The sequence below is a fragment of the Stutzerimonas sp. S1 genome (genome assembly GCF_025966695.1).
Classification (GTDB): domain Bacteria; phylum Pseudomonadota; class Gammaproteobacteria; order Pseudomonadales; family Pseudomonadaceae; genus Stutzerimonas.
The window spans coordinates 133,229-159,726 of the sequence record NZ_JAOEIY010000005.1 but is presented as its reverse complement, the minus strand read 5'-3'; the positions used below and the strand labels follow the sequence as shown (position 1 = coordinate 159,726).

Below are 26,498 nucleotides of genomic sequence, written 5' to 3'. Positions count from 1 at the left end.
ACATACAAGAGGGACTCATGGCAGCGGCGCCTGTTCACCTCGCGATGGGCAGAGCAGACAGGTTTGCAGGTTTCCTTTACATCTGCGCGACCGTCCGTCCGGGGGCGCTTGCTGCTGGCAATTCCCGTGCGGATCGCTATGATCGCGCGCCCTCTTCTCGAAGCCTGCACCGTGAAAAACAAGCTGATCGCCTCCGCCGACCCGGAACGCCTGGAAACCTGGGCCCGCTACAGCAACGGCCTATGCCGCGATTGCCACGCGACCTGCTGCACCTTGCCGGTGGAAGTACGCATCGACGACCTGATCCGCCTCGGCCTGGTCGACGAATTCGAGCGCGACGAACCGGCCAAACAGGTCGCCAAGCGCCTCAGTCGCGAAGGGGTGATCGAACACTTCAACCAGAAGCGCGAGATCTTCACCCTGACCCGGCTGGCCAATGGCGACTGCCTGTACCTCGACCGCCAGACCCGCCTATGCACCGTGTATGCCAAGCGTCCGGATACCTGTCGCAATCATCCGCACGTCGGCCCGCGTCCGGGTTACTGCGCCTATCAGCGCAAGAGCGAGCGCTGAGCCGGGCGAGGCGGCTATAGCCGGACGAGGCAGATTCGCGCGGCGCGCCAAGGCTGTGGTGAATTGCCGAGCGGAGCTGGCAAAAGCGTGACTCAGCAGTCATGCTTGGCGTCTGCCTGTATCTCCGTCACGTTTTAGGAATCTCCCCGGCATGAGCCGCGATAGCCGCTACCTGGAAGCCATCCTCCATCACGACATCCCGCTGACCCGCTCGCTGGGCCTGCGCGTCGCGCAGTGGGAAAACCATGAACTGCGCCTGAACGTCCCGCTGCAGCCAAATATCAACCACAAGAGCAGCATGTTCGGCGGCAGTCTGTACTGCGCCGCGGTGCTGGCCGGTTGGGGTTGGTTGCATCTGCGTCTACGCGAGGCGGGCATCGAGGATGGTCATATCGTCATCCACGAGGGTCAGATCGAGTACCCGCTGCCGGTGGTGGACGATGCGATCGCCATCTGCTCGGCGCCATCGCCGGAGGCCTGGGAGCGCTTCGAAGCCATCTACCGCCGCCGCGGCCGCTCCCGACTCGAGCTGCACAGCCGCATCCTCGCCGCCGATGGCCGCGATGCGGTGCGCTTCACCGGGCAGTTCGTGCTGCACAAGTAAGCGCTGGACCGCGGCACTGCATCCGGATGGTGCAGCCAGCAGGCCGCACCATCGCCCGCCGCATCAGCTCCGGCTGGCTAGCGCGAGCAAACCGTCGCGCCAGTCGACGCCCTTGGGCAGCGCCAGGAAGGAAGGATTGAGATAGCTCTCGCGCGCCTCGTAGGTCAGCGGGGCGCCATTGACATCCAGTACCTCGCCGCCCGCCCCTTCCAGCACCCCTTGCGCCGCCGCGGTGTCCCACTGCGAGGTAGGCGCCAGACGTGGGTAGCAGTCCGCCGCTCCTTCGGCGAGCAGGCAGAACTTCAGCGAACTGCCGACATTCGCCAGCGCCAGCTCACCGAACTGCCGACGCAGACTCTCGAGCAGGTGCTCCTGCGCCGGGCTGCTGTGTCGCCGGCTGGCCACCACAGTGAACGCTCCATGCGGTTGCTGACGTACGCGTAATGGCTGCGCCTCGCCACCGGGCTCGCTGCACCAGGCGCCGAACGCTTCGCCACCGTAATAGCAGCGGCCATTGGCCGGGATGCCGACCACGCCGAAACGCACCCGGCCCTGTTCGATCAGCGCCACGTTGACGGTGAACTCCTCGCTGCCGGCGATGAATTCCTTGGTGCCATCGAGCGGATCGACCAGCCACCAGCGCGTCCAGCCGGCACGTTCGGCCAGTGGCAATGCGCAGTCCTCCTCGGAGAGCACCGGAATGCTCGCATCCAGCGCCGTCAGCCCGTCGAACAGCACCCGATGGGCGGCCATGTCCGCTGCCGTCACCGGCGATTCATCGGCCTTGGTCTGCACCGCGAGTTCGCTGCGCCAGTGCGGCAGGATCGCCGTACCCGCATCGCGCACCAGATCGATCACCGCCGGCAGGTAAGGATGGCTCATTGACCGAACTCCCCGCGCTGGCTCAGCAGGTCCCGCGCCAGGTACAGCGCTGCCAGGGCACGGCCTTCGCTGAACTGCGGATGCTGGATCAGGTTCGACAGTTCGCTCAGCGCATAGCGCTCGACGCGCATCGGCTCCGGTTCGTCGCCCGGCAGGCGCTCCGGGTAGAGGTCGCGGGCCAGCACCACCTGGATCTTCTGGCTCATATAGCCCGGTGACAACGACAGCTCGGTCAGCAGCTCCAGGCGGCGCGCACCAAAACCGGCCTCCTCCTTGAGCTCGCGGTTGGCCGCCTCGAGCACATCCTCACCCGGCTCGATCAGGCCCTTGGGCAATGACAGCTCGTAGCTGTCGGTGCCGCCGCAATACTCCTCGACCAGTAGCACGGTGTGCGCATCGGCCAGCGCCACGATCATCACCGCACCGTAGCCGGAGCCCTTGCCGACGAGGCGCTCGTAGGTACGCTCCACGCCGTTGGAGAAGCGCAGCTGCAGCTCCTCGACACGGAACAGGCGGCTGCTCGCGACGATCTCACGGGCGAGCACGGTGGGTTTCTGGCGCATGGGGGCACTCCTGCAAACGCGAGGGGCTATCATAACCCGGCTTTTTGCGGCGACCGTGAACGCTTTGCAACGCGCCGCCATCCCATTCGTATCCGGTCACCAAGAACTCGCCATGATCGCTTCCCTTCCCTGGTCCGCCATCGACACCGTCCTGCTCGACATGGACGGCACGCTGCTGGACCTGCACTTCGACAACCACTTCTGGCTCGAATTTCTGCCGCAACGCTACGCCGAGCGCCACGGCATCAGCCGCGCCATGGCAGAACTGGAGCTGGCGCCGCTGTTCAACGAGCACCTCGGCAAGCTGACCTGGTATTGCCTGGACTACTGGACCCGCGAGCTGGAGCTGCCAATTCGCGAGATGAAGCGCGAGATCGCCCACCTCATCGCCCTGCGTCCGGCAGCCGACGAATTCCTCGCTGCCCTACGCCACGCTGGCAAGCGCGTGGTGCTGATCACCAACGCCCATCGCGATTCGCTGTCGTTGAAACTCGAGCGCGTCGAACTTGCGCCCTGGTTTGATCGTCTGATCAGCTCGCACGACTACGGTTTCCCCAAGGAGGACCCGCAGTTCTGGTTTGCCCTGCGGCAGGATCTGGAGTTCGATCCGGCCCGGTCGCTGTTCATCGACGACAGCCTGCCGATTCTGCGCAGCGCCCGCGACTTTGGCATCGGCCAGCTGCTGGCGGTGCGTGAGCCGGATAGCCGGCGCGGGCACAAGGACACCGAGGAGTTCACCGCGGTCGAGGACTACCTGGAACTGGTCCGCAGCCTGGCGGGGCAGCCAGGCTGATAAGCCGTACCTCTTTTGTGCGAGGGAACGGCTTAGAATCCTCGCCCTCGCGCGCATGGCCAGGGAGGCATGCCGGCGAGACTCGAACACCGCCACCTTCAGGCCGCGACGCCGCGCGTATGGCCCGACGTAATTTCACGGCTGCTAACGATCGGCCACGGTGCAGAAAAGATGGAACAGGTAATGGCAACAGCTGAGCGCTGGCCGCACAGCAGTAGCGACATGGGCGAACGGATTCGCCGACACGACTGGCGGGGCACTGCGCTTGGATCGCCAACCGGCTGGCCGCAGGCCTTGCGCCTGCTGGTCGACACGATGCTCGAGGCCCCAGTGCCGATGTGCATCCTCTGGGGCAGCGACGGCGTGCAGCTGTACAACGACGCCCACGCCGCGCTGATCGGTACGCGCCACCCCGGCGAACTGGGGAGCCCCGCGTGCCAGGCCTGGGGCGCCATCTGGGAGCTGCTCGAGCCAGCCTGCGACGCCGTAAGGCGAGGCGAAGCACGCATGCTGCACAACCGCCACCTGCTGATCGAACGCCACCACGAACCGGAAGATGCCTGGTTCGACATGGCGCTCAGCCCGATCCGTGACGGTCACGGTGAGATTGTCGGCCTGCTGCTGTGCCTCAACGAAACCAGCGAACGCATGCGCACCGAAGCGCGGCTGTCGCAGGCCGCCATGCGCTACAAGCTCAGCGCCGAAGCCTATCGCCTCAGCGAGCACCGTCTGCACCTTGCATTGGAGGCCAGCGACCTGATCGGTATCTGGGACTGGGACGTACAGGCGGGCACCCCGTCCGATCAGGTCGAGCTGCTCTGTCACGTGCCGCAGGAGGACTATCCGGGCGCCAAGCAAAGTCTCTCGGTACAGCCCTTCCTCGCCCACGTCCACCCAGAAGATCGCGCTCGCGTACTCGCCGCGATGCAGCACTGCATCACCGGCTCGGGCATCTTCGCCGAGCGCTATCGCCTGCTGGATGACCACGGTCGATCACGCTGGGCACAGGCACGCGGACGCTGCCACTACGACGAAGACGGCAAAGTGCTGCGCTTTCCCGGCGCGGTCATGGATATCAGTCGCCAGCATGCCAGTGAGGAGGCGCTGCGCAAGAGCGAGGCCGAGATCAAGCTGATCACCGACGCGCTGCCGCTGATGATCGGCTACATCGACGACCAGGAACGCTTTCGCTTCAACAACCGCTACTACGAGGAGTGGTTCGGCCACTCGCCCGAATGGCTGCGCGGCAAGACCGTGCGCGAGGTCCTTGGCGAACGCGGCTACGCCCTGCGCCGCGACAATATTCGCGCCGCGCTGGCCGGCGAGGACATCACCTTCGAAGCCTATAGCCCGCATCGCGACGGCCAGCCACGACAGTCGCTGGTGCACTACCTGCCGCGCCGTGATGCCAGCGGCAAGGTGCTGGGTTTTTTCGTCATGGCCCTTGATGTCACCGAGCGCTGGCGTGCCGAACAGGCCCTGCGCGAACTCAACGAGACGTTGGAAAGCCGCATCCAGGAGCGCACCGAGGCGCTGGCCGAAGTCTACGAACGGCTGCTCAAGGAAATGGCCAGCCGCGAACAGGCGCAGGACGCCCTGCGCCAGGCGCAGAAGATGGAAGCCGTGGGACAGCTCACCGGCGGCATCGCGCATGACTTCAACAACATGCTCACCGGCATCATCGGCGGTCTGGACCTGATTCAGCGCTACATCCAGTCCGGACGCCACGCTGAAACCCAGCGCTTCATCGATGCGGCGGTGACCTCCGCCAATCGCGCCGCGGCACTGACCCACCGCCTGCTGGCATTCGCCCGCCGCCAGCCACTGAATCTCACGCGGGTCGAGCTCAATACCCTGATCGAGTCGATGCACGACCTGCTGATCCGCACGCTCGGCAGCCATATCCAGATCGAAACCCACCTGCAAGCCGATCTGTGGCCGGCGCACAGTGACGACAACCAGCTGGAAAGTGCCCTGCTCAATCTGGTGATCAATGCCCGCGACGCCATGCCCGACGGCGGCACGTTGCGCATCAGCACCGCCAATGTCTGCCTCGAGCGCTCCCATCAGGTTGGCGAGCTGCCGGCCGGGCGCTATATCACCCTCAACGTTGTCGACAGCGGTTGCGGCATGACGCCCAAGGTACTGGCCAGCGCTTTCGAGCCATTCTTCACCACCAAACCCATCGGCCAGGGCACCGGCCTTGGTCTGTCGATGATCTACGGTTTCGCCCGCCAGGCCGGTGGTCACCTGCAGATCACCAGCGAGGCGGGCAGCGGCACCGAGGTCAGGCTGTACCTGCCGATCCATGCCGAAACGGCGCCATCCACGCCGATGCCTGATGGCTCCGGCGCGGTATTGCGGGCCGAACAGGGGGAGAGCGTGCTGGTGGTCGAGGACGACCCGGCGGTGCGCCTGCTGGTACTCGATGTGCTGGAAATGCTCGGTTATCGCGCTCTGGAGGCCGCCGAGGGCAACGCGGCGGTGTCCATTCTGGAATCGGAAGAGCGCATCGATCTGCTGGTCACCGATGTCGGCCTGCCAGGGATGAACGGCCGTCAGCTGGCCGATGTCGCGCGCCAGCAGCGGCCGCAATTGCCAGTACTGTTCATGACCGGCTACGCCGAACAGGCTGCCAGCAGCGGCTTCCTCGACCGCGGCATGAACATGATCAGCAAGCCGTTCACCATCGAGCAGCTGGCGCAGCGGATCCGCACCATCCTGGCGGACGGTATTGCGCCCTGAAATGGGCGTAGTAGCGAAACAGTGCGCCCTCTCAGGGGCGCCGGACCAAGCCCGGTTCGACCGCTTCGCTTAGGGGAAGTTCCCATTTAAAACAAATACTTACGCAATCTGTTAAATGCCCCACCTTTCATCGCGTGGCGCTTGCGCACATGCCCTGCGGCAGGTAAGGATCGCGGCGCAATCCACTCTGAGGTTTCGTTGATGAAGTATTCATCGATTCTGCTGTTATCCGCGAGCCTGCTCAGCAGCGCCGCATTTGCTGGAAGCAACACCGAAGCGGCAGTCGGCGGCGCGCTGGGCGGCGCCTTGGGCTCGGTAGTGGGCGAACATCTGGGCGGCTCCACCGGGGCCGCCATCGGTGCCGGTGTCGGCGGCGCCGCAGGCGGCGTGGTCGGCGCAGACAAGCGCAGCCGTACCGAGGCGGCCATCGGCGGCGGCCTCGGCGCAGCGGGCGGCAACGTGATCGGTCAGCGCGTCGGTGGCAGCACTGGAGGCCTGATCGGTGCAGCGCTGGGTGGCGGCGCCGGTGGAGCAGTCGGCAACGCCTACGGCGACGATGACGACCCTCGCTATCGCGACGACCGGCGCTACTACCGTGACGGCCATCGTCACCGCCATCCGGGCAAGGGCCACTACAAGAAGCGGCACCGCCATCACCATTGAACAAAAAACCGGGCTAACAGCCCGGTTTTTTTGAGCCCTGCTCAGGCCAGCGCTTGCAGCGCGGCGCGCAAGCGGGTGGGAATTGGCGTGGGCCGGTTGCTTGCCCGCTCGACGAAGACATGCACGAAGCGGCCCGCCGCACAGGCTTCGTGTTCCCCCTCACGGAAGACCGCCAGTTCGTACTGCACCGAGGAACTGCCCAGCCTGGCAACGCGCACGCCCACCTCGATCACATCCGGGTAGGCAATCGACGCAAAGTAATCACAGGATGAGCTGACCACGAAGCCCACCACTTCACCGTCATGGATGTTCAGCCCACCCTGCTCGATCAGGTAGCCATTCACCGCAGTATCGAAAAAGCTGTAATAAGTGACGTTGTTGACGTGGCCGTAGATGTCGTTGTCGTGCCAGCGCGTGGTGATCGCCTGGAAGTGCTTGTAGTCGTGGCGCAGGTGCTTGGGTTGCTCGGGCATGTTCGTTCTCGGCGGCAGGATGATGGGAGGCGCTGCTCAGTACGCGGCCTGGTAGATCGCCAGCGCATCGGCCTCGCTGACTTCGCGTGGATTGTTCACCAGCAGGCGCTGCTGCAGCATCGCCTCCTTCGCCAGTTGCGGCAGCATCTCTTCGGGCACGCCGGCATCACGCAGGCGGGTCGGCAGGCCGACGCGAGCGCTCATCTGCTCGAACTCCTCGATCAGCTGCTCGGCATAGCTGGATGGATCATCCGCGCGCAGGCGCTCGCCAAGGATGATCGGCGCCAGTTCGGCGTAGTGCGAGGCCGCCGCGCTGACGTTGAAGCGCAGCACCTGCGGCAGTACCAGCGCGTTGGACAGGCCGTGCGGGATATGGAAGTTGCCGCCCAGCGGATAGGCCAGCGCATGCACGGCGGCGACCGGCGCGTTGGCGAACGCCTGACCGGCCAGACAGGCGCCGAGCAGCATGGCCTGACGCGCCGCGCGGTTGCTGCCGTTGTGCACCGCCTCGTCCAGATTGGCCGCCAAGAGGCGCAGCGCCTCACGGGCCAGCAGATCGGACATCGGGTTCTTCTTCAGCGCGCTGGTGTAGGCCTCGATGGCATGCACCATGGCGTCGATGCCGGTGGCCGCGGTCACCGCCGGTGGCAGGCCGAGGGTCAGGTCGGCGTCGAGCAGCGCCAGGTCCGGCAGCAGCAGCGGCGAGACCACGCCCATCTTGGTAGTCTCGCCGGTGGTAACGATGGCGATCTGCGTGACCTCCGAGCCGGTGCCGGCGGTGGTCGGCACCTGGATCAGCGGCAAGCGCTGGCCCCTGGCGTTGCCGACGCCGTAGATGTCCTGCAGCGATTGCGCGCAGTCGGGATGGGCCAGCAACGCGACCAGCTTGGCGACGTCCATGGAACTGCCGCCGCCGAAACCGATGACCAGGTCAGCACCAGCTGCTCTGGCCTGCTCCACCGCGGCCAGGACGATATGCTCGGGCGGGTCGGCGATGACCTGATCGTACACGGCAACCCGCAATCCTTCGTTCCCGAAGCCTGGCAGGACTTCGTTGAGCAGGCCGAAGCGGATTATTCCCGGATCGGTGACGACCAGAACGGAGCGTGCGCCACGCTCCTTGCAGAGACTGGCCAAGCGGCGCGAAGAGCCGGGCTCGCAGATCAATTGCGCGGTTGTGGCAAAACTGAACGGATGCATCGGTGCCTCCTGTGATCGATTGGCTCAAAACGCGAAGTCGCTTTCCGGCAGCGCCATCAAACAATCCGCGCCCCCCTGAATGGCTTCCCGATGTGCACTCGCCCGCGGTAACACACGGCGCAGATAGAAATCCGCACTGGCCAGCTTGGCCTGATAGAACGCCTCCTCGCCGGCGCCCTGCTCCAGCGCATCCTGCGCCCGCGCCGCCGCCTGCAGCCAGAGGCCGGCCAACAAGACATAGGCCGAGTACTGCAGGAAATCCACCGACACCGCGCCGATCTCCTGGGGATCACGCCCGGTGGCGGCGATGATCTCGGCCGTCAGCTCGCGCCATTCGCCGAGACGCGTCTGCACCTTGCTGGCCAGCTCGTGCAGCGCCGGTCGATCGATCTGCTGGTCGCAAATCTCGCTGAACTCCGCCTGCAGCGCCGACAGCTCCGCACCGCCGTCACCGAGCAGCTTGCGGCGGATGTAGTCCAGCGCCTGGATACCGTTGGTGCCCTCGTAGAGCTGGGTGATGCGGCTGTCGCGCATCAACTGCTCCATGCCCCACTCGCGGATATAACCGTGACCGCCGTAGACCTGCACACCGAGGCTCGCCACCTCCTGACCCATATCGGTGAAGAACGCCTTGACGATAGGGATCAGCAGCGCCGCACGCTTGCTCGCCGCCTTGCGATAGCTCGGCTCGGGATGGCCGTGCTCGAGGTCCAGCTGGCGGGCGCAATAGGCGGCGAGCATGCGGCTGCCTTCGACCAGGGTTTTCTGCGTCAGCAGCATGCGGCGCACGTCGGGGTGCACGATGATCGGGTCAGCGGGCTTGTCCGGGTGCTGCGCGCCGGCCAACCCACGAGACTGCAAGCGCTCACGGGCATAGGCCAGCGAGCCCTGATAAGCCTGTTCGGCAATCCCGAGGCCCTGCAAGCCGACCTGGAAGCGCGCGTCGTTCATCATGGTGAACATGCACGCCAGGCCCTGGTTGGGCTCGCCGACGATCCAGCCGGCGGCGCCATCGAAGTTCATCACGCAGGTGGCCGCGCCCTTGATGCCCATCTTGTGCTCGATGGCGCCGCAGCTCAGCGCGTTGCGCTCGCCCGGCGTGCCATCGGCATTGGCGATGAACTTGGGCACCAAGAGCAGGCTGATGCCCTTCACCCCGGCCGGCGCATCCGGCAGGCGCGCCAGCACCAGATGCACGATGTTCTCGCTCATGTCGTGTTCGCCGCCGGAGATGAAGATCTTGCTGCCGCTGACCTTGTAGCTGCCGTCCGCCTGCGGCTCGGCGCGAGTGCGCAGCAGGGCGAGGTCGGTGCCCGCCTGCGGCTCGGTGAGGCACATGGTGCCGCTCCAGCGGCCGCTGACCAGCTTCTCCAGATAGGCATTCTTCAGTTCATCGCTGCCGTGCTTGTACAGCGCCAGCACCGCGCCCTCGGTCAGGCCGGAATAGATGCGAAAGGACAGCGACGCCGCCATCAGCATCTCGTGGAAGTTGCAGGCCACCAGCTGCGGGAAGCCCTGGCCGCCGTATTCGGTCGGCCCGGTCATGCTCGCCCAGCCGTTGTCCACGTACTGCTTGTAGGCGTCGACGAAGCCCTGCGGCGTGCTGACCTCACCGTTTTCCAGGGTCACGCCCTCTTCGTCGCTGTTGCGATTGAGCGGCGCGATCTCGCCGCCGGTGTAGCGCGCGGCTTCTTCCAGCACACCGTCGATCAGCTCGCGGTCCAGGCCGTTGCCGAGCAATTCGCAATGGCCGGTGGCGTCGAACAGCTCATGCAGCACGAAGCGCATGTCACGCAGGGGGGCCTTGTAGTCCATGCTCAAGCCTCCTTCCGGTAGTCGGCGAAGCGGCCGCCGTGGGTGGCCAGGCTGTCGATCAGCGCGGCCGGCCGCCAGTGCTGACCGTGGCGCTCGGCCAGTGCGTTGAGGCGATCACGAATGGCCGGCAGGTCCTGACGATCGGCCCAGGTCATCGGCCCACCGACGTCGGCAGGGAAGCCGTAACCGTAGAGGTAGACGGTGTCGATATCGGCGCTGGACTCGGCCATGCCTTCCTCGAGAATCTTGGCGCCCTCATTGACCAGCGCCAGCAGGCAGCGCTCGAGGATTTCCTCGCTGCCGATCTCGCGACGCTGAAAGCCGAGGCGCTCGGACTCGCGCTGCACCAGCGCATCCACTTCAGGATCGTGCTCGGCCTGGCGACTGCCCTCGGCGTAGCGGTAGTAGCCCATGCGCGACTTCTGGCCGAAGCGGCCCAGCTCGCAGAGGCGGTTGTCGACCTGCACCTCGGGCTCATCCTGGCCCTTGCCGGCCAGCTGGCGGGCGCGCCATTCCAAGTCGATGCCAACCACGTCGTACATGCGGAACGGCCCCATGGCGAAACCGAAGCCCTGCAGCGCGGCGTCCACCTGATGCGGATAGGCGCCTTCGAGCAGCATCATCCGCGCCTCGCGCACGTAGCTGGCAAGCATGCGATTGCCGATGAAGCCCTGGCAGTTGCCGGCGATCACGCTGACCTTGCCCATGCGCTTGCCGAGCGCGGTGGACGCCTCCAGCACCGCTTTCGATGTCTTCGCGCCGCGGACGATCTCCAGCAGCTTCATGATGTGCGCCGGGCTGAAGAAGTGCAGACCGACGACCTGCTCCGGCCGCTTAGTGACCGCGGCGATGGCATCGATATCCAGCGCCGAGGTATTGCTGGCGAGGATGCCGGCCGGCTTCACGATGCCGTCCAGCTCGCGAAAGATGTTCTGCTTGAGTTCAAGGTTCTCGTAGACCGCCTCGATCACCAGGTCCACGTCGGCCAGCGCCTGGTAATCCGCCGCCTTGGCGATACGGGCGCGGCGCGCCGCCGCTTCGGCCTCGTCGATCCGACCCTGACGCACGTTGTGCGCATAGGTGTCGGCCACCACGCCCAAGGCCTGTTCGAGCATCTCGGGGTTATTGTCCAGCCAGCGCACCTGCACGCCGGCGTTGGCCAGGCTCATGACGATACCGCGGCCCATGGTGCCCGCGCCGATCACGGCGGCGGTCTGGATATCGAAGCGGGTTTGGCTCATTGCAGCTGTCCTCGTTGCAAGGCTGGAAAAACTGGAGACCAACCATAGACGAAGACGCTACTATTTTTGAAATTTAGTCTTGTGATGTTTCGGATTCACCGAATGAATATCTACAACTTCGACCTCAACCTACTTCGCGTGCTCGACGCCCTGCTGCGTGAGCGCAACGTCTCGCGTGCCGCCGAGCGCCTATCGCTCAGCCAGCCGGCGGTGAGCAATGCCCTGGGCCGCCTGCGCGAACTGCTCGACGATCCGCTGCTGGTTCGCGTCGGCCGGGCCATGCAGCCGACGCCGCGGGCGCTGGCACTGGAAGCGCCAATCCGCCATGCGCTGCAACAGATCGAACACAGCCTGATCGCCGGCGAAGCCTTCGATCCGGCGCGCAGCCAGCAGCGTTTTCGCATCGCCGTGACCGACTACGTCGAGCTGATCTGCATGCCGGCACTGATGCGGCGCCTGGCCGAACATGCACCTGGAATTCAACTGGCGATCCAGCACCTGACACCGACCTTGCCGGGCGAAGCGCTGGACGATGGCGAAATCGACGTCGCGGTCGGGCGCTTTCTCGACGTGCCGTCACGCTTTCACGTGCGCCGCTGGGCCAGCGAAACGCTGCAGGTGGCGGTGCGCCGGGATCACCCACTGCTGATGGCGGGACTGGACCTGAATGCTTTTCTGCGTCTGCGCCACCTCTGGGTGCACGGCGGCCAGACCCGCGGCATGGTCGATCAATGGCTGGAAGAACAGGGGCTGAGCCGCGAAGTGGTCTACACCACGCCGAACTACCTGCAGGCCGCCCACATCGTCGCCAGCAGCGATCTCGCCGCGGTATTGCCGGCCCAGCTGGCGCGCTATTTCGCTACCCTGCTGCCGCTGCAACTGTTCGATCTGCCGTTCGATCTGGGTAGCTTCGAGCTGGATATCGTCAGCGTGGCGCAACGTCAAAACGATGCAGCACTGCAGTGGTTGATCGAGCAGATCGACCGTGTATCGCCAGTTAGCACGGTGGCCGCGCCCTAGCCGCTAACCGGCTGGTTTTCTGCAGACAACAAAAAACCCGCCGAAGCGGGTTTTTCCTGACCATCCCGAGATCCGTTCGGAGCGGCTTCCTGGCTATGGCCGATCATCCTTGATCCTGAGCGCGTCCTGCGCTTCAGAGACCGGCACAGATTAACCATCCGGAGTTCATCCCGGCAGCGCGAAATGCCGTCGCATCGTGTAAGACATTTGCCATAACAGTTGGCAGGCGCTAGCGTGCGACCGCCTCGGCGATGAGCACGAGGCAACCGGCTAGAAATCAACACGACGCTTGAGTTTGGTCAGCAACCCACGTGCTTTATCGCGCCACAGTTCTTCATTGACCAGGCTCCGGGGCAGCAAACTATGGCAGTGCGACACACTATTTCTCGAACTCGCCTACCGGCGGTGATGCTTTGCGCTGCGCTTGGCTTGACGGGATGCCAGCACCCGCCGCTACCCAGCACCACGTGCGCCGGGGAGAACTACTATTTCCCGGCGGGTACCTTTCCCAAACAGTACCCAGGCTCCGACGACATGCGGCGGCGCTGGTACGCGGGCCCACTGGCGCGCTTGGGCGAGCCTTCGCTGTCCTGCGGCCAGCCCCTGACGTCCGAAAGCTACCGAATTCTCTGGCTGAACCGCCAAGCTCATCCGGTAGCGGTACGCATCACGCATACCGACGACATCGTCACGCTCGATGCCTTCCAGCTTTCCGGTTGGGGCGCCAGCGACCCCGGCGTACCCATTGCCTATTCGCAAAAGAGGTTGTCGTCGCAGGACTGGCAGCGGTTGCAGACCGCGTTGCAGAAGGCCGGTTTCTGGAAGTTGCCGACCTCCGGCAACCTCTACGGCATCCACGGCGGGCAATGGATCATCGAAGGCACCCGCCACGGCCAGTACCATGTAGTTGATCGCTGGAGCCCGGCTGCCGGCGCCTATCGCGAGCTCGGTGACCTGTTCTTCGATCTCGCAGGCTGGCTGCGCCCCGCTCCCGCGCAATAGGCAGCTCCGGAAAGTAAAAGGCCCGCCAATTGGCGGGCCTTTTGACTACGCTTGCAGGTTACTTCTCTTCGTGGGAAACGCCCCAGTAGAACTGCATCGGCGAAGTGATGCCCTGCAGATCGGCGCGGAAAGCGACCGGCTCAAAGAACTGGCCGAGAACCGCAAAGGCACCGATGTCCCACAGGCGCTGCTGGATCTGCGCCGCCAGCGCAGCCTTCTCGGCGCCGCTCGCTTTGGCCGCCTTGGCGCGAAGCTGTTCGAGCTCCGCGTCTTCGGCCCAGCCGAACCAGCCGGACTTCGCATCGCCGGAGAAGGCGATCGCCGAGGTATCGATCAGGTCGACCGCGTTCCACCAGGTGTGGAACATGCTCCAGCCACCATCGGCAACCGAGGCGCGATTCTCACGCTGCTCCAGCAGCGCCGCCCAATCCATGTCGCGCACCTCGACAACCATTCCCAGCTGCTGCAGCAGATCGGCAGTGACCTGGGTGAAGGCCGCCATCACCGGCGTATCGGTGGGGTTGAGCAGTACCACTGGCGTGCCATCGTAGCCGGCGTCCTTGAGCGCCTGCTTCGCGGCCGTCAGGTCACCCTGCTTCATGACTTCACTACCCGCTTCGTTGGCCAGCGGAGTACCGCAGGGGAATACGGAGTAGCAGTTACGCCAGTAGCGCTCATCGCCCAGGGCCGCCGACATATAGGCGTCCTGCTGCATGGCCATCAGCACGGCACGGCGAACGCCCGGGTTGTCGAACGGAGCCTGCTGGTGGTTGAAGCGGGCCATGGCGACGTTGCCGAGCGGATCGGTCGAGGCAACGGTGATGTCCGGGTTGCCTTCCATCAGCGAAACGAGGCGGGTGGACGGCGATTCGACATAGTCAACCTTGCCATCGATGAGCTTCTGCACGGCATCCTGTTGCGCCGGGTAGTACCGCCATTCGACGACATCCACGCCGGCCACCTTGGCGCCCGCCGCCTGCGATTGCGGATCGCGGCGAGGCATGTAGTCCGGGTTGCGGACGTAGACCGCCTTGTCCGCGCTCTTCTTCGCCGCTTGGTAGATGAACGGACCCGAGCCAATCGCTTCGGTAATCGGGGTGAACGCATCGGTCTGGGCAAGGCGCTTGGGCATCATGAACGGTACGTTGACCGAAACCTTGCCCAACGTCCGGATGATGCCGACATCAGCCTCGTTCAACACGATGGTGAAGTTCTGATTGTCCTCGACGGTGATGCTCTTGATGTTCTTGAACAGCTGTTGACCAGCGCCATCGCGCTTGCCCCAACGCTCCAGCGAAGCGACGCAATCCTCGGCCGTGACCGCGGTGCCATCGTGCCACTTGAGCCCATCGCGCAGCTTGATGTGCCAGGTCTTGAGATCGCTGGACGAGGTCCAGGTTTCGGCCATTTGCGGGCGCTGCCGCAGATTTTCATCCAGGGCGAACAACGTGTCGTACACCATGTAGCCATGGCTGCGCGTCACATAGGCGGTACTGGTAACCGGATCCAGATTGGTCAGACGTGCGTGAGACGCAACGACCAGTTTGTCCGCACAGCCGGTGAGTAGAAGCGCAGCCGCTATGGCCGATACCGTGAACAGCTTTTTCTTCATGTGGTGCATCGCCGGCCTCCTTCGACCCATGCAAATTTTTTCTTACACGACAGCTTGTATCAGTAAAGGCGGTACTAATGTTTTGTCATTAATGTTGATCGTACAATACGACCTGCCCTTTGATCCCAATCAACCCTTTTCGACAAAACGGCAAATATCGATTGATAATGACTAATGTCAACTTTTGGCGCGTAGATTAGCGCTATTTTAAAGACGTTTGCGATAAATTCCTTCCCGAAGCAGCACCTTGACAGAGTAGTCCAATGTCGAATCAGCACTCTTCCAGCGGCGAAAAGCCCGACCGTCTGCAGTTCTATGGCGAAGAGTTTGTCTTCGACAAGGTCACGGGCATGTTCTTTCGGCTTAATCCCAGCGGAAGTTTCATGCTGCGAGCGCTGGCTGCCGGAGGCGCACCTGCCGACCTGCCACAGCAGCTGCAACAGCGCTACGGGCTGGACCGGGCAACCGCGACTCGGGATGCCCAGCTGTTCCTCAACAGCCTGGCGGCACTGGAGCCACTCGACCGGCTGAGCCATCCGCTGAGGGTCGCGTCATGATCAGCGTCGCCATCACCGGGCTGCATCGAGGCAACAATCCTCAGCCAGGCGCCGCAGTGGCGGCGGGTCTGCGCCGGCGCTTCCCCGACATCCGCATTGTCGGCCTGTCCTACGATCCGCTGGAAAGCGCCCTCTACTGCCACGACGGCGGTCGCCCGGACGTTGCCTACCTGATGCCCTTCCCGGGAGCGGGCGCAAAGGCGACGCTGGATCGACTGGACGAAATCCTCGAAACGGAATCCATCGATTATCTGATCCCCTGCCTGGATTCGGAGCTGGACAACTACATCGAACTGCAAGCAGAACTGAAAGCGCGCGGCATCGGCTGCGTTCTGCCGACCCAGCAGGCGCTGGATGACCGCGCCAAGCCCAACCTCGACAAGTTCTGCCGCGAACTGGACGTGCCCACGCCCAGAACCCTCATGGCCAATGATGCGGACACCCTGGCCTCGCTCGCCCTGCAGCTCGGCTACCCGGTTTACGTAAAAGGCCGCTTCTACGAAGCCCATCTGGCAACGACGCCCAAAGAGTTGTACGAGGCGTTCAACGACATTGCGCGCGTCTGGGGCACCCCGGTTCTGGTGCAGGAAATGGTCGTCGGCGAGGAGTACGACATTCTCGGCCTCGGCGACGGCAAGGGCGGCCTGCTCGCCTCCTGCACGATCCGCAAGATGCTGCGCACCTCAGCGGGCAAAGGCTTCGCCGGTGTAGTCGTGGCCGATCCGGACCTCGACGAGCTGGTCGCCCGGGTGATTGGAGCACTGCGCTGGGCCGGACCGTTCGAACTGGAGTTCATCAAGGTTCCGGGCAAGCCCCATGCGCTATTCGAGATGAATCCACGCTTCCCGGCCTGGGTCGATTTCCCCTCGCAGGTCGGCTGCAACATGCCGGCTCGGCTGCTGGAGCAGCTGCAAGGCATCGAAGCCGAACCCCTGCAGGCCTGTACGCCGGGACAGATGTTCATCCGCCACAGCATCGACGTAGTAACCCATATCGCTGACGTCGCGAAGATGACCATCACCGGCCAGCGCACCAGCGCGACCGACGATGGTCAGCCAACCTCGAGGTAATCAAGAAGTGACCCAGGATTACAGCCAACCGATGATCAGCGGTGAACTTGGCAGCAACAGCCCGAACGCTGCGGTCGAGCGCAACTACTACGCGCGCGGCATGCACGTCCCGGCGCTATTCGAGATCGACGGCAACCCCATTCCGGCGCTCGTCGGGGAGTTCGGCTCGCCGCTGTTCGTATTCTCCGAACATGCGCTGCGCAACAAGGCCCGACATGCGCGCGAAGCCTTCAAACGCCGCTACCCGAAAACCAGCTTCGCCTGGTCTTTCAAGACCAACAATCTGCAAAGCGTCTGCCAGATCCTGCGCCAGGAAGGCTGGATCGCCGAAGTGGTATCCGATTTCGAATACGAAAAAGCACGTCATCTAGGCTTCGCCGGCCCTGAAATCGTCTTCAACGGCCCGTACAAACCGCGGCACATTCTGCAACGGGCAATCGACGAAGGGGCGCTGCTGCACATCGACAACTGGGACGAGCTCAATCTGGTGGAGGAGCTGGTCAAGGACCGCCGCCAGCCACTGGACGTCGGCATCCGGATCTGGCTCGACGCGGGCATCCGGCCAGTCTGGTCGAAGTTCGGCTTTGCCCTGGCCAACGGCGAAGCCGAGCGCGCGGCCGACCGCATCGTGAAGAATCCCAAGCTGCGTCTGCATACGCTGCACACTCACATTGGCACCTACATCCTCGCGCCTGATGCCTATCGCACTGCCACACAGAAGCTGCTGGCGTTGCGCGACGTCATTCACAGCAAGCACGACCATCTGATTGAATGCCTCGACCTCGGCGGCGGCTTTCCCTCCAACAGCCTGCTGCACAGCATGACCGGCCCCGCCGAGCAGGTTGTGCCGCCGATCGAGGCCTACGCCGACGCCATCACCGAGGTGCTCAACAAGCTGCCGGAAAAGAAACGGCCGCTGCTGCGCCTGGAGTCCGGCCGCCATATCGTCGACGAGGCCGGTTATCTGCTCACCACCGTGGTGGCGGTGAAGGGGATCAACCGGCCGCGTGCCGAGGGTGAAAGCCTGTCCGCGCGCGACTACAAGGAGCAGCTGATCAGCGGGGCGGACTCCAAGGTCAACTACATCGCCGACGCCGGTATCAACCTGCTCTACACCTCCGCGTGGTACCGCTTCGACGTCCGACCGTCGCGCATGGTCGCCGAGCCGCCGGTGCCGTCGCGAGTCTACGGCTCACTGTGCATGGCCATCGACGTGATCCGCGAACATGTCGACCTGCCGCCCCTGGCGGTCGGCGACGTACTCAGCGTGCATCCGGTGGGAGCCTACAACATCAGCCAGTCGATGCAGTTCATCGCCTACCGCCCGGCTGTCGTGCTGATCGACGAGAGCGGAAAGCCGGAGCTGATTCGCGCGGCAGAAACCCTGGACGAGGTACAACGGCTGGAGCGGCTGCCCTCACGTCTGGCGGAAAAATGATGGACAAGCCGTATCCGGAGGGCGCTACGTCGAGTAGCTCCCTGCGTACTGCCCATCGATTCACCACGCCGCTGGTGTCCATCCTCGGGCCGGCGCTGGGTGGCGCGTTCATGATCCCCCATCCGTGGATCGGCGCACTGCTCTGGCTCGGGCTCTTTCAGAACCTTCGGTTTGCCGCCTTTGCCTTGTTCGGCACGGTCCTGGCCGAGGGCATCCTGCGGCTGTTCCAGATCAGCGACAACTCTCCGGCAGAAGGCAACCTGAAGGCCAATGCACTGCTTTCAGCCATTGCCGCTGCCTGGCTGACGGAGTTCTCCGGCATCCCGGTGGAATCTCAGATCATCGTGGTAGCCAGTGCCGTCATTGCAGTCACGGTGCTCGCCGCGGCCATGCTGCGGCCACTGCTCAGGGCGAACCTTCCGCCGCTGGTGGTCAGCTACTGCATGATTTCGGTCTTCCTGTTCGCCATCTTTCCGCACTGGACGCTCTCGGCGATCGGATCGATGCAGTGGTGGCCGGTGCCGAGCACCCCGTACGAATGGCTCATTACCTACTTCCGCACCCTCGGCGCACTGCTGTTCTCACCGACCCTGGGTATCGGAATGATCATCACCCTGGCCATCCTGCTCTGGTCACGCCTGGTATTCCTGGCGGGCACCATCGGCTGGATCGCCGGCATTCTCACCGCCGTCTACCTGAACGATCAGGGCGTACTCTTCTACTGGATGCCCACGGCATATAACTTCTTCCTGGCAGGCGCAGCACTGGGTGCCGTGTTCTTTGTTCCCAGCCGATTCAGCCTCCCGCTGGCGGCAGTCGGCGGTGCCGCAGCTGCGCTGCTGGCGGCGGGCTTTCAGCATCTGTCCCCGTACACGGCCATCGGCTATCTGCCGCTGGTTTCCGCGTTGACCATCTGGGTCGCGATCTGCGCGCAGGAAGTCACCGAAAATCGCATCGTGCGCCGCAACCGTACGGTGGACCTGCCTCCCGAGGCCGCCTGGCAGCGCCTCAACTACTGGTCTCGCCGCTCCGGCGACAGCGGACCGTTCCTCATCGTGCCGCTCTGCGGTAAATCGCGCATCGCCCAAGGCGAGGACGGCCAGCTGAGTCACGTCGGCCCCTGGCGACATGCGCTGGACTTCCAGCTCATCCCGGTCGCGGAGCCCGGATTCTATGACGGCATGGTGATGGCGCCGGCGGGAGGATTCATCGAGCGGATCCATGACGGCGTCAGCGACAACCCGGTGGGCGTTTGCAACTATGCGGAGAACTGGGGCAATTATGTGATGATCCGCCTCGACCAAGGCGGCTGGGCCTTGCTGGCGCACTTGCAGCAGGGCTCGATTGTGGTCAGTCCGGGCATGCGCGTGGAGGTCGGCGCGTTTGTCGGCCGGATCGGCAACTCCGGCCGCTCACCCACTCCACATCTGCACCTGCAATGCCAGTCAGCTCCCGAGCTGTCTGCCCCGACACAGCCGTTCCGCCTAGCCAACTTCCTCTGCGCACAGGAGGCGAACCAGCCGTTTCTCCACTGGCATTCGGCGGCGATGCCGTCGCAAGGAGCGCTGGTGTCCCCTGCGCTGAACAACCCGACAGTGCAGACACTACTGGCCAGTGCCGCCCCGGGCGTTGCCACCTGGAACATCGAAACCGACGGCGTCGTGCCGAAGCGCATCCTGCGCCGCCAGGGCGACACCGAACGCGTCAGCATTCGCCTCGACCCGAGCGGACAGCACATCCTGCATGGTGAGCGCAGTGGCGCGCTGATCGTCGAGATCGCCGCCGATGCCTGGCGCGTCAATGAGCTGCAGAAAGACTGCTCGCCACTGCTGTGGCTACTGGCGCTCGCGGTTCCTTCAGTACCCTATGCGGCGACACCAGGCATGAAATGGGACGACCTGGTTCCACTCCTCTCGTCTCGGCTTAGCGCAGGGCTGGCCTCATTCGTGGCGCCCTACCTGTCCGCACCGTTCGTTCGCGTGCGTTGCCATTGCACGACACAAGCGGACAACGACGGCCGGGGATTGACCGTCATCAGCGAAATCGAAACGCCGCTGCCCGGGCTGCCATCACGGCTGCATTGCCGATTCGACCGCCTCTGCGGGCCGGTCTATCTGCAGGCCGACTTCCCGCACGGCAGCATCACTTACTCACTACTGTCCTTCGAACCCGGCCTGCCCTTCGATCATTGAACCAGAGCGCCAGCTCAGTTGCTGGCCAGCACGTTGCGGCCACTGCGCTCGGCGTAGGCGAGCTGCTGCTCCCGGGTCAGGTTCCGGACCAGGAACTGCAGCATCCGGCTGCGGCTGTCGGTGGTGGCCATGGTATCCCCCCCTATCAGCTTGCCTTGGAAGCTTTGCGGGGGCAGATCCAGGTCAAACGAGTGGGCCGCGTTCGGATAAACCTTGACCTCAAGCGTCGCGCCCTTGCCCTGCACACCCTGGCATTCCCGCGCCGGCACCCAGTTATCACGACCTCCAGCCAGGATCAGCAAAGGGGCGCTGAGCGATACACGCGAACGCCCCAGCTCGCCACACCACGGATAGAAGGCAACCACGCCGCGAAACGCCTGATCACTCTGGCCATAGGTTGCCGGCGAGGATTGCTTGGCGGCGCGAATCGCCACGGCGCCGCCATTACTTTGTCCCATCAGAAAAATATTATCGGCCGCAACGAAACTCTGTTGCGACAGATAACGCATCGCATCGAATGCATCACTGGTGCGATAAGAAATCGCCTTATATAGCGCTGGATTATTTGAACACAACTTACCGCCAGTGAAATTACGCGGACCGAAGCTATCAAGATTGAGTACGACAAAGCCCTGCTCTCGGAGGAAGCTGGCGTGGGCGTGCAAACCATAACGCACCGCCGGTTGCCAGCCACCACAACCATGCATCAGCACGATGGCCGGAAAGGGTCCCTCGCCATCGGGTCGGAACAGTTCCGCCTCAAGCATCAGCGAGCGCGCGGTATGCGGCTCGGAGGCCTTTAGCCGGATGGTGGTATGCGCGTGAGAGAGGAGAGTGACCGCCGTCAGGGTGACGAACAAAACAGAGCGCAGCACGAGCCGTTTTCCAACCATAGTGTTCACTCCAATGTACTAAATATATAAATCAAATAGTTAAGATAAAAACTTAAACAAACTTCTTAATATCTCATTATGCTATTGGGCGATTAATTTATATTGAAAAGCGATAATACAGCGCAAAGCATAAAAAGACAGCAACGCGCAGTTGTTTATCGTCATTTATAAATCGGCAGATAACCGCATTACTTGAAGTGCCACAGCGACGCAGAGCACAAAACTATCCGGCTCTCAAAAGACAGAAATGCATTGCAGCCAATCCGCAGCGCCCACTCAGTCGGCGTGGCGTACCTTAGGCGCCGAGCGTTCATCGGCGGTACGGCCTAGCGACCAGCCAAGCCAACCCCACAGCAGGGCACAGGCAGCGCCGACCAGCGCGACCCAGGCAGCACCTTGCCCGAGCAGGTCGAGCAGCGCCTTGAGCCAACCGCTGAGGGCGTCGCCACCTCGGTAAACGACCGTATCGATGAAGTTCTTCGCCTTGTATTTGCTCTCGGCATCCAGCGCAGCGAAGAGCATTTCCCGACCAGGGCGGATGAAGGCGTACTCGCCGATGCGGCGCACGATCATCACTGCTGCCAGCAGGGCAAAACTCGGCGCCAGTGCCAAACCGACGAACCCTAGGAAAACCAGCGCCGGTACCGCCACCAGCAGCACGCGAACACCCCAACGCCGGGCGATACGGCCGGCAATGAAGAGCTGTATCAACAACGCCCCAGCCTGTACGACGAAATCGATAGCCGCGAACACTCGCACCTGCTCGGCATGATCAGGAAACAATGCAGCCACCAGACGTGCCTGTTCGAAGTAAAGGAAGGTGCTGGCGGTTGCCAGCAGTACGACGAAGGCGCTGATGCCCAGCAGATAGCGCGAGGCGAGCACCCGCGTCATACCACTGAAGGGGTTGCCAGGTACCGCGTGCCGTGGGTTCTCCGCAGGTCCGGCACCGGGTCGCCCGGCGCCACCGGTGGCGCGCCACGCCATCAGGTAATACTTGAGTGCCACCGCCACGCCCAGCAGGAGGGCGGCCAGCAGCATCAGCCCGCCACGGCCCAGCGGCATTACCAGCCAGGCGCTCAGCGCGGGACCGGACAGGCCGCCGACACTGGCTCCAGCGGCGATGAAGGCGAACAGGCGCCTGGCCTGCGGCGCATCGAAGACGTCCGCCATCAGACTCCAAGCCACCGAGACAACGAACAGGTTGTAGACCGAGATCCATACGTAGAACACCCGCGCCAGCCAGATCGACTGCGGAGTCGCCACAAACAGCGCGGCGAACAGCAGCAGATTGGCGCAGAAGAACCCGTACACCCAGTCGATGTAATGCATCCGCGGAACGCATGAGTTGAGCCAGGCAAACAGCGGCACCGCCAGCAGCATGACCACGAAAGTCGCGCTGAACAGCCATTGCAGGTTCTCCACCCCACTCTGGATGCCCATCGACTCGCGGATCGGCCGCAGCATGAAGTAACCGCCGAACAGGCAGAGAAACAGACTGAATCCAACCAGCGCCGCCGGCAGTTCGCCCGGACCGGCGCCGATCATCCGCGCCAGGCGCGCACGCCGCAGCGCCGCTGGCATCCGCTCAGCCGAACGCCCGGGCAATCCGCTCGCGCTGTTGCGTATCCGGCAGGCGGCCAACACCGGCGCGCAGGTTGTCGGCCATGTAACGCGGCGTCGAGGTCGCCGGGATCACCGCCGTCACCGCCGGTTCGGCGAGGATGAACTTGAGCAACAGCTGCGCCCAGGATGTGGCATCAATTTCCGCAGCCCACTCCGGCAGCGGTTGGTTCCGCACCCTGGCGAAAGCCTGACCCCGCAGGAAAGGTCGATTGATCAGCGTGGCAATACCGTTGTCGGCGCAATAAGGCAGCAGACGCCGCTCGGCATTGCGCTCGCCCACCGAGTAATTGAACTGCACGAAGTCGAGATCCTTCTCCTTGCGCAGTACCGCCAGCAACTCGTCATGCGCCGACTCGAGGTAATGGGTGATGCCGATGTAGCGCACCCGCCCCTGATCCTTCAGCGTGCGCAGCACCTGCAACTGGGTCGCGGTGTCTTGCAGGTTGTGCACCTGGATCAGGTCGAGGGTCTTGCTTCTCAGGGCCTGAAAGCTGGCCGCGATCTGCCGCTCGCCGGCGGCCTGGCCGGTGGCAGACACCTTGGTGGCAAGGAACAGCTTGCCTACGGCGTGAGCGCGCCGTTGTAACTCGCCGGTGACCCGCTCGGCATTGCCATAGCTGGGTGCAGTGTCGATCAACCTGCCGCCGCCATGCATGAACAGCCGCAGTACCTCGAGCAGATCGCCCATCGCGGCACCACGCGGATCGACGTCGAAGGTGCGCGAGGTACCGAGCCCGATCACCGGCAGCAGCTCGCCGCTAGCGGGAATCGACCGCCTGTGCAGACCCTCGGCCGCCAGCGACAGCATCGACGAAAGCGGCGCTGTCGCAGCCAGCGCCGCAACGGACACGGAACCTTGCAGCATCTGGCGACGGGTGAACATGGGCAGCCTCCCGAGCAACGTAGGACCGGCACCAGCGGCCGGGCCGGAAGCTGAGTATGGACGACCTGCACACGATCGCTGGTACGCCCGTCGACTGGCCGTTCCTCGCGAGGCGTTCAACGGCGCCACGATCAACGCCAGTACTGGCACTTTGCCTGTCTCGCGTTTAACCTTGCGCGCCTCGACGCGGCTTCACTGCCGCCGCGCCAATCTCGCAAGGCCACCATGGACCGCCATCGCCAAGAGCCAGCCTCATCCGCCACTCCGCTTGATTCGCCCGCTCGACACACACGCTCGAGCACGCTGGTATCGCTGGCCTACGTGCTCGCGCTGATTCTGGTCTTCGCCCTCAGCCTCTACCTGCTGCCAGAGCACACCGGACTCGGCAAGCTGCTCTGGGGCGCCTGAGCCAAGCCGCCGCACCCTACCAAAGGCGTCGGCACTTGCTACTTCCGTAGCGGCGCCATGGTTGCATAGCCACCCACCCGCACATGCTCGTAACGTCACCCTGAAGCCGCGCGACTTGCGTTGCCCTGCCCCGGCACCCGCCTGGCGACATTGGCACTGCAGCGGCGCTGGATTCCTGCAGTCTTACGAGCGAAGCCGCCATGATTCCCTTTCTTCGAACCAAGTCAAAAGCCGGTCAGGCCGAAGGCGTGCACAGCCTGCTCTGCAGCGCCGCACAGCTTCCCCAGCAACTCGCGGCACTGCGCTTCCGGCCGACCTACGTCGCCGGTTTCGTCTCGCCACATGTCGACCTCGATGCCATCGCACGACAACTGACGCAGCGCTTCCCCCTGGCGACCATCAGTCTGTGCAGCACCGCTGGCGAGCTGTCCAGCCAGAACGCCCACCTGTACTGCAGCACTGGCGATAGCTGGGATCGCGTCGCGCTGCAGCTGTTCGACGCCAGCGTGATTGCCGCGGCAGAGATCGTCCATGTACCGCTGGAATGCGAGGACATCCGCGGCCAGGGTGCCCGCCTGAGCATGGCGCAACGCATCGCCCGCCTCACCGAATCGTTGCGGCGCCTGCAGGTAACGATGCCGATCGACTACCGCGACACCCTGGCGAACATCTTTTTCGACGGCCTTTCGGCCTCAGAGTCGTTCTTCATGGAAGCGCTGTACGAGTCTGGCCGGTTTCCCTGCCTGTTCGTCGGCGGTTCGGCGGGTGGCACCCTGGACTTTCGCAAGACGCAGCTGCACGACGGCAAGCGCGCCTATCAGAACCACGCCCTGATCGTCTTCCTCAAATGCGCCCGCGACGTGCGTTTCGGTGTGTTCAAAAGCCAGAACTTCGAACCGACCGCACTCAGCCTGAGCGTACTCAGCGCCTCGCTGGAAGATCGCTACATCAGCCAGGTGGTGGACGCCCGCGGCAACATCCGCTCCATGGTCGCCGCTCTTTGCGAGGCGCTGCACTGTTCGTCGAGCGAACTGGAGGCGCGGCTGGCGGACTACTCCTTCGCCATCCGCGTGGGCGAGGAGGTGTTCGTGCGCTCGATCGCGCGGATCGACTTCGCCAACGAGCGCGTACACCTGTTCTGCGACGTCGCGCCCGGCGAGGAGCTGGTGATGGTCAAACGCACGCCGCTGGTCGAAGCCACCCGACGTGACTTCCAGCGCTTCATGCGCAACAAGCCGGGCCGGCCGCTGGTAGGCATCCTCAACGACTGCATCCTGCGCCGACTGAACAACGCCCAGGCACTGAACGGCATGCACGAGGTATTCGCAGGCACGCCAGTAGTCGGCTACTCCACCTTTGGCGAGATCCTTGGCCTGAACCTCAACCAGACGCTGACCGCGGTGTTCTTCTTCCGTACCCATGGCAGCGCCGCGTTTCACGATGAATACACCGACAACTTCATCGCCTACCACGGCGAGTTCAAGGCGTTCTTCCTGCGTCGCCAGATCAAGAAACTCGCCGGCCTGAGCCAGGTGGTGGTCAAGCAGATCGAGCAGTTCAAGCGCCAGGATTATCAGAGCAGTCTGGACGTCGGCGGCCTCGACGAGCACATCCGTCCGGTGTTCAGCGGCCTGGCCGACCTTGGCGCCGTGCTGTTGGACGCCGACCAGCAGCGTCAGCACATGGCCGATCAGCTCCGTCAATGCGCCACCGACCTGCACCGCTCGATGGACGAGCTGGCGCTGAACATCGATCAGCAGGGTCTGGTGATCGATCAGGCTGGCGGTTCGGTCCGGCAAATGGTCAGCCAGGCGGATGAGGTAGTCGGTAGCGCGCGCGATCTGGCGCAGTCCAGCCAGCGCATCCAGTCAGTGGTGCAGACCATCCAGCAGATCGCTGGGCAAACCAACCTGCTGGCACTGAACGCGGCCATCGAGGCCGCCCGCGCCGGCGAGATGGGCCGTGGCTTTGCCGTGGTCGCCGACGAGGTGCGCAAGCTGGCCGAGATCACCCGGCATAATGCCGAGGAGATCGGCAGCGACATCGACCGGCTGGCCGACGAGATCCGCGCCGTCGCGCAGCACATCGAGAGCCAGTCAGCGGACGTCGGCGCGCTGACCGGCGTGCTCGAGGCGCTGCAAAGTACCAGCGGCCTCACCGCCGACACATCGCGGCAGACCAAAGGCGTCGCCGACCACCTGCTCGGCCTGACGGCCCTCTGAGTTTCGCGGCGGCAACGAAAAAG

At 64.0% G+C, this 26,498-nt stretch carries 23 protein-coding genes; 13 read left to right on the top strand and 10 right to left on the bottom strand.

Annotated elements, in window-relative coordinates:
- Positions 1-138: 138 nt before the first annotated feature.
- Together N8H22_RS12125 and N8H22_RS12120 are read left to right on the top strand one after the other, a co-directional pair.
- Complete coding sequence (locus N8H22_RS12125) at positions 139-573, top strand: YkgJ family cysteine cluster protein (RefSeq protein WP_264590768.1); 435 nt, start codon at positions 139-141, stop codon at positions 571-573.
- Between the two features lie 151 nt (positions 574-724).
- Positions 725-1,177 carry a thioesterase domain-containing protein gene (locus N8H22_RS12120; RefSeq protein ID WP_264590767.1) on the top strand — a complete coding sequence of 151 codons (453 nt, stop codon included), beginning with the start codon at positions 725-727 and terminating at the stop codon, positions 1,175-1,177.
- Positions 1,178-1,240: 63 nt separating this feature from the next.
- Here the strand turns inward: N8H22_RS12120 and cysQ are convergent, their stop codons facing one another.
- Positions 1,241-2,059 carry a 3'(2'),5'-bisphosphate nucleotidase CysQ gene (gene cysQ, locus N8H22_RS12115; RefSeq protein ID WP_264590766.1) on the bottom strand — a complete coding sequence of 273 codons (819 nt, stop codon included), beginning with the start codon at positions 2,057-2,059 and terminating at the stop codon, positions 1,241-1,243.
- A complete protein-coding gene (gene nudE / locus N8H22_RS12110) occupies positions 2,056-2,622 on the bottom strand; it encodes an ADP compounds hydrolase NudE (protein WP_264590765.1) in 567 nt (188 codons plus the stop codon). Before nudE ends, cysQ begins: the two co-directional genes overlap by 4 nt.
- 112 nt (positions 2,623-2,734) lie before the next feature.
- Here nudE and yrfG point away from each other — a divergent pair, with 112 nt between their 5' ends.
- The 3 genes from yrfG (at position 2,735) to N8H22_RS12095 (ending at position 6,823) form a co-directional block, all read left to right on the top strand.
- Positions 2,735-3,415 (top strand): GMP/IMP nucleotidase, encoded by a 681-nt coding sequence (gene yrfG, locus N8H22_RS12105; protein WP_264590764.1) that lies wholly within the window; start codon positions 2,735-2,737, stop codon positions 3,413-3,415.
- Between the two features lie 183 nt (positions 3,416-3,598).
- Positions 3,599-6,160: a PAS domain-containing protein gene (locus N8H22_RS12100; protein ID WP_264590763.1), complete on the top strand. Its 2,562-nt coding sequence runs from the start codon at positions 3,599-3,601 to the stop codon at positions 6,158-6,160.
- 201 nt (positions 6,161-6,361) lie between these two features.
- Entirely contained in the window at positions 6,362-6,823 is a 462-nt protein-coding gene (locus N8H22_RS12095; RefSeq protein WP_264590762.1) for a glycine zipper domain-containing protein, read from the top strand.
- A 41-nt stretch (positions 6,824-6,864) separates the two neighbouring features.
- Here N8H22_RS12095 and N8H22_RS12090 read toward each other — a convergent pair whose 3' ends face one another.
- From N8H22_RS12090 to N8H22_RS12075, 4 genes are read right to left on the bottom strand one after another with little or no spacing between them, the layout of a single operon-like run.
- Complete coding sequence (locus N8H22_RS12090; protein WP_264590761.1) at positions 6,865-7,296, bottom strand: thioesterase family protein; 432 nt, start codon at positions 7,294-7,296, stop codon at positions 6,865-6,867.
- A gap of 36 nt (positions 7,297-7,332) precedes the next feature.
- A complete protein-coding gene (locus N8H22_RS12085; RefSeq protein WP_264590760.1) occupies positions 7,333-8,496 on the bottom strand; it encodes an iron-containing alcohol dehydrogenase in 1,164 nt (387 codons plus the stop codon).
- A gap of 24 nt (positions 8,497-8,520) precedes the next feature.
- A complete protein-coding gene (locus N8H22_RS12080) occupies positions 8,521-10,311 on the bottom strand; it encodes an acyl-CoA dehydrogenase C-terminal domain-containing protein (RefSeq protein ID WP_264590759.1) in 1,791 nt (596 codons plus the stop codon).
- Between the two features lie 2 nt (positions 10,312-10,313).
- Entirely contained in the window at positions 10,314-11,552 is a 1,239-nt protein-coding gene (locus N8H22_RS12075) for a 3-hydroxyacyl-CoA dehydrogenase (protein WP_264590758.1), read from the bottom strand.
- Between the two features lie 102 nt (positions 11,553-11,654).
- Between N8H22_RS12075 and N8H22_RS12070 the strand changes: the two genes are divergently transcribed.
- Both N8H22_RS12070 and N8H22_RS12065 read left to right on the top strand, forming a co-directional pair.
- Positions 11,655-12,572: a LysR family transcriptional regulator gene (locus N8H22_RS12070; RefSeq protein WP_264590757.1), complete on the top strand. Its 918-nt coding sequence runs from the start codon at positions 11,655-11,657 to the stop codon at positions 12,570-12,572.
- Between the two features lie 534 nt (positions 12,573-13,106).
- Positions 13,107-13,574, top strand: a complete 468-nt coding sequence (locus tag N8H22_RS12065) for a hypothetical protein (protein WP_264590756.1) — start codon at positions 13,107-13,109, stop codon at positions 13,572-13,574.
- A gap of 58 nt (positions 13,575-13,632) precedes the next feature.
- Here the strand turns inward: N8H22_RS12065 and N8H22_RS12060 are convergent, their stop codons facing one another.
- Complete coding sequence (locus N8H22_RS12060) at positions 13,633-15,195, bottom strand: ABC transporter substrate-binding protein (protein ID WP_264590755.1); 1,563 nt, start codon at positions 15,193-15,195, stop codon at positions 13,633-13,635.
- Positions 15,196-15,449: 254 nt separating this feature from the next.
- On the opposite strand from N8H22_RS12060, the gene N8H22_RS12055 reads away from it, so the two are divergent.
- The 4 genes from N8H22_RS12055 to N8H22_RS12040 are packed head-to-tail and all read left to right on the top strand — an operon-like array spanning position 15,450 to position 20,443.
- Positions 15,450-15,743: a PqqD family protein gene (locus tag N8H22_RS12055; RefSeq protein WP_264590754.1), complete on the top strand. Its 294-nt coding sequence runs from the start codon at positions 15,450-15,452 to the stop codon at positions 15,741-15,743.
- Positions 15,740-16,813 carry a hypothetical protein gene (locus tag N8H22_RS12050; protein ID WP_264590753.1) on the top strand — a complete coding sequence of 358 codons (1,074 nt, stop codon included), beginning with the start codon at positions 15,740-15,742 and terminating at the stop codon, positions 16,811-16,813. The genes N8H22_RS12055 and N8H22_RS12050 overlap by 4 nt, the downstream gene beginning before the upstream one ends.
- Before the next feature lie 7 nt (positions 16,814-16,820).
- The gene (locus N8H22_RS12045) at positions 16,821-18,251 is read left to right on the top strand and encodes a hypothetical protein (protein WP_264590752.1); all 1,431 of its coding nucleotides are present in this window, start codon (positions 16,821-16,823) and stop codon (positions 18,249-18,251) included.
- Positions 18,251-20,443 (top strand): urea transporter, encoded by a 2,193-nt coding sequence (locus N8H22_RS12040; protein ID WP_264590751.1) that lies wholly within the window; start codon positions 18,251-18,253, stop codon positions 20,441-20,443. Before N8H22_RS12045 ends, N8H22_RS12040 begins: the two co-directional genes overlap by 1 nt.
- A 14-nt stretch (positions 20,444-20,457) precedes the next feature.
- Here N8H22_RS12040 and N8H22_RS12035 read toward each other — a convergent pair whose 3' ends face one another.
- The 3 genes from N8H22_RS12035 to N8H22_RS12025 form a co-directional block, all read right to left on the bottom strand.
- Entirely contained in the window at positions 20,458-21,318 is an 861-nt protein-coding gene (locus N8H22_RS12035) for a dienelactone hydrolase family protein (protein WP_264590750.1), read from the bottom strand.
- A gap of 294 nt (positions 21,319-21,612) precedes the next feature.
- Complete coding sequence (locus N8H22_RS12030; protein ID WP_264590749.1) at positions 21,613-22,920, bottom strand: MFS transporter; 1,308 nt, start codon at positions 22,918-22,920, stop codon at positions 21,613-21,615.
- Positions 22,921-22,924: 4 nt separating this feature from the next.
- A complete protein-coding gene (locus N8H22_RS12025) occupies positions 22,925-23,845 on the bottom strand; it encodes an aldo/keto reductase (RefSeq protein WP_264590748.1) in 921 nt (306 codons plus the stop codon).
- Positions 23,846-24,070: 225 nt separating this feature from the next.
- Between N8H22_RS12025 and N8H22_RS12020 the strand changes: the two genes are divergently transcribed.
- Positions 24,071-24,253: a hypothetical protein gene (locus N8H22_RS12020; RefSeq protein WP_264590747.1), complete on the top strand. Its 183-nt coding sequence runs from the start codon at positions 24,071-24,073 to the stop codon at positions 24,251-24,253.
- A 200-nt stretch (positions 24,254-24,453) separates the two neighbouring features.
- Entirely contained in the window at positions 24,454-26,475 is a 2,022-nt protein-coding gene (locus tag N8H22_RS12015; protein WP_264590746.1) for an FIST N-terminal domain-containing protein, read from the top strand.
- The last annotated feature ends 23 nt before the right edge of the window (positions 26,476-26,498 follow it).

What these genes read in the sequence shown, in the direction of transcription:
- N8H22_RS12125 (WP_264590768.1), top strand. Translation starts at nt 139, where the DNA reads ATGATCGCGCGCCCTCTTCTCGAAGCCTGCACCGTGAAAAACAAGCTG.
- N8H22_RS12120 (WP_264590767.1), top strand. Translation starts at nt 725, where the DNA reads ATGAGCCGCGATAGCCGCTACCTGGAAGCCATCCTCCATCACGACATC.
- cysQ (WP_264590766.1), bottom strand. Translation starts at nt 2,059, where the DNA reads ATGAGCCATCCTTACCTGCCGGCGGTGATCGATCTGGTGCGCGATGCG.
- nudE (WP_264590765.1), bottom strand. Translation starts at nt 2,622, where the DNA reads ATGCGCCAGAAACCCACCGTGCTCGCCCGTGAGATCGTCGCGAGCAGC.
- yrfG (WP_264590764.1), top strand. Translation starts at nt 2,735, where the DNA reads ATGATCGCTTCCCTTCCCTGGTCCGCCATCGACACCGTCCTGCTCGAC.
- N8H22_RS12100 (WP_264590763.1), top strand. Translation starts at nt 3,599, where the DNA reads ATGGCAACAGCTGAGCGCTGGCCGCACAGCAGTAGCGACATGGGCGAA.
- N8H22_RS12095 (WP_264590762.1), top strand. Translation starts at nt 6,362, where the DNA reads ATGAAGTATTCATCGATTCTGCTGTTATCCGCGAGCCTGCTCAGCAGC.
- N8H22_RS12090 (WP_264590761.1), bottom strand. Translation starts at nt 7,296, where the DNA reads ATGCCCGAGCAACCCAAGCACCTGCGCCACGACTACAAGCACTTCCAG.
- N8H22_RS12085 (WP_264590760.1), bottom strand. Translation starts at nt 8,496, where the DNA reads ATGCATCCGTTCAGTTTTGCCACAACCGCGCAATTGATCTGCGAGCCC.
- N8H22_RS12080 (WP_264590759.1), bottom strand. Translation starts at nt 10,311, where the DNA reads ATGGACTACAAGGCCCCCCTGCGTGACATGCGCTTCGTGCTGCATGAG.
- N8H22_RS12075 (WP_264590758.1), bottom strand. Translation starts at nt 11,552, where the DNA reads ATGAGCCAAACCCGCTTCGATATCCAGACCGCCGCCGTGATCGGCGCG.
- N8H22_RS12070 (WP_264590757.1), top strand. Translation starts at nt 11,655, where the DNA reads ATGAATATCTACAACTTCGACCTCAACCTACTTCGCGTGCTCGACGCC.
- N8H22_RS12065 (WP_264590756.1), top strand. Translation starts at nt 13,107, where the DNA reads ATGCGGCGGCGCTGGTACGCGGGCCCACTGGCGCGCTTGGGCGAGCCT.
- N8H22_RS12060 (WP_264590755.1), bottom strand. Translation starts at nt 15,195, where the DNA reads ATGCACCACATGAAGAAAAAGCTGTTCACGGTATCGGCCATAGCGGCT.
- N8H22_RS12055 (WP_264590754.1), top strand. Translation starts at nt 15,450, where the DNA reads ATGTCGAATCAGCACTCTTCCAGCGGCGAAAAGCCCGACCGTCTGCAG.
- N8H22_RS12050 (WP_264590753.1), top strand. Translation starts at nt 15,740, where the DNA reads ATGATCAGCGTCGCCATCACCGGGCTGCATCGAGGCAACAATCCTCAG.
- N8H22_RS12040 (WP_264590751.1), top strand. Translation starts at nt 18,251, where the DNA reads ATGGACAAGCCGTATCCGGAGGGCGCTACGTCGAGTAGCTCCCTGCGT.
- N8H22_RS12030 (WP_264590749.1), bottom strand. Translation starts at nt 22,920, where the DNA reads ATGCCAGCGGCGCTGCGGCGTGCGCGCCTGGCGCGGATGATCGGCGCC.
- N8H22_RS12025 (WP_264590748.1), bottom strand. Translation starts at nt 23,845, where the DNA reads ATGTTCACCCGTCGCCAGATGCTGCAAGGTTCCGTGTCCGTTGCGGCG.
- N8H22_RS12020 (WP_264590747.1), top strand. Translation starts at nt 24,071, where the DNA reads ATGGACCGCCATCGCCAAGAGCCAGCCTCATCCGCCACTCCGCTTGAT.
- N8H22_RS12015 (WP_264590746.1), top strand. Translation starts at nt 24,454, where the DNA reads ATGATTCCCTTTCTTCGAACCAAGTCAAAAGCCGGTCAGGCCGAAGGC.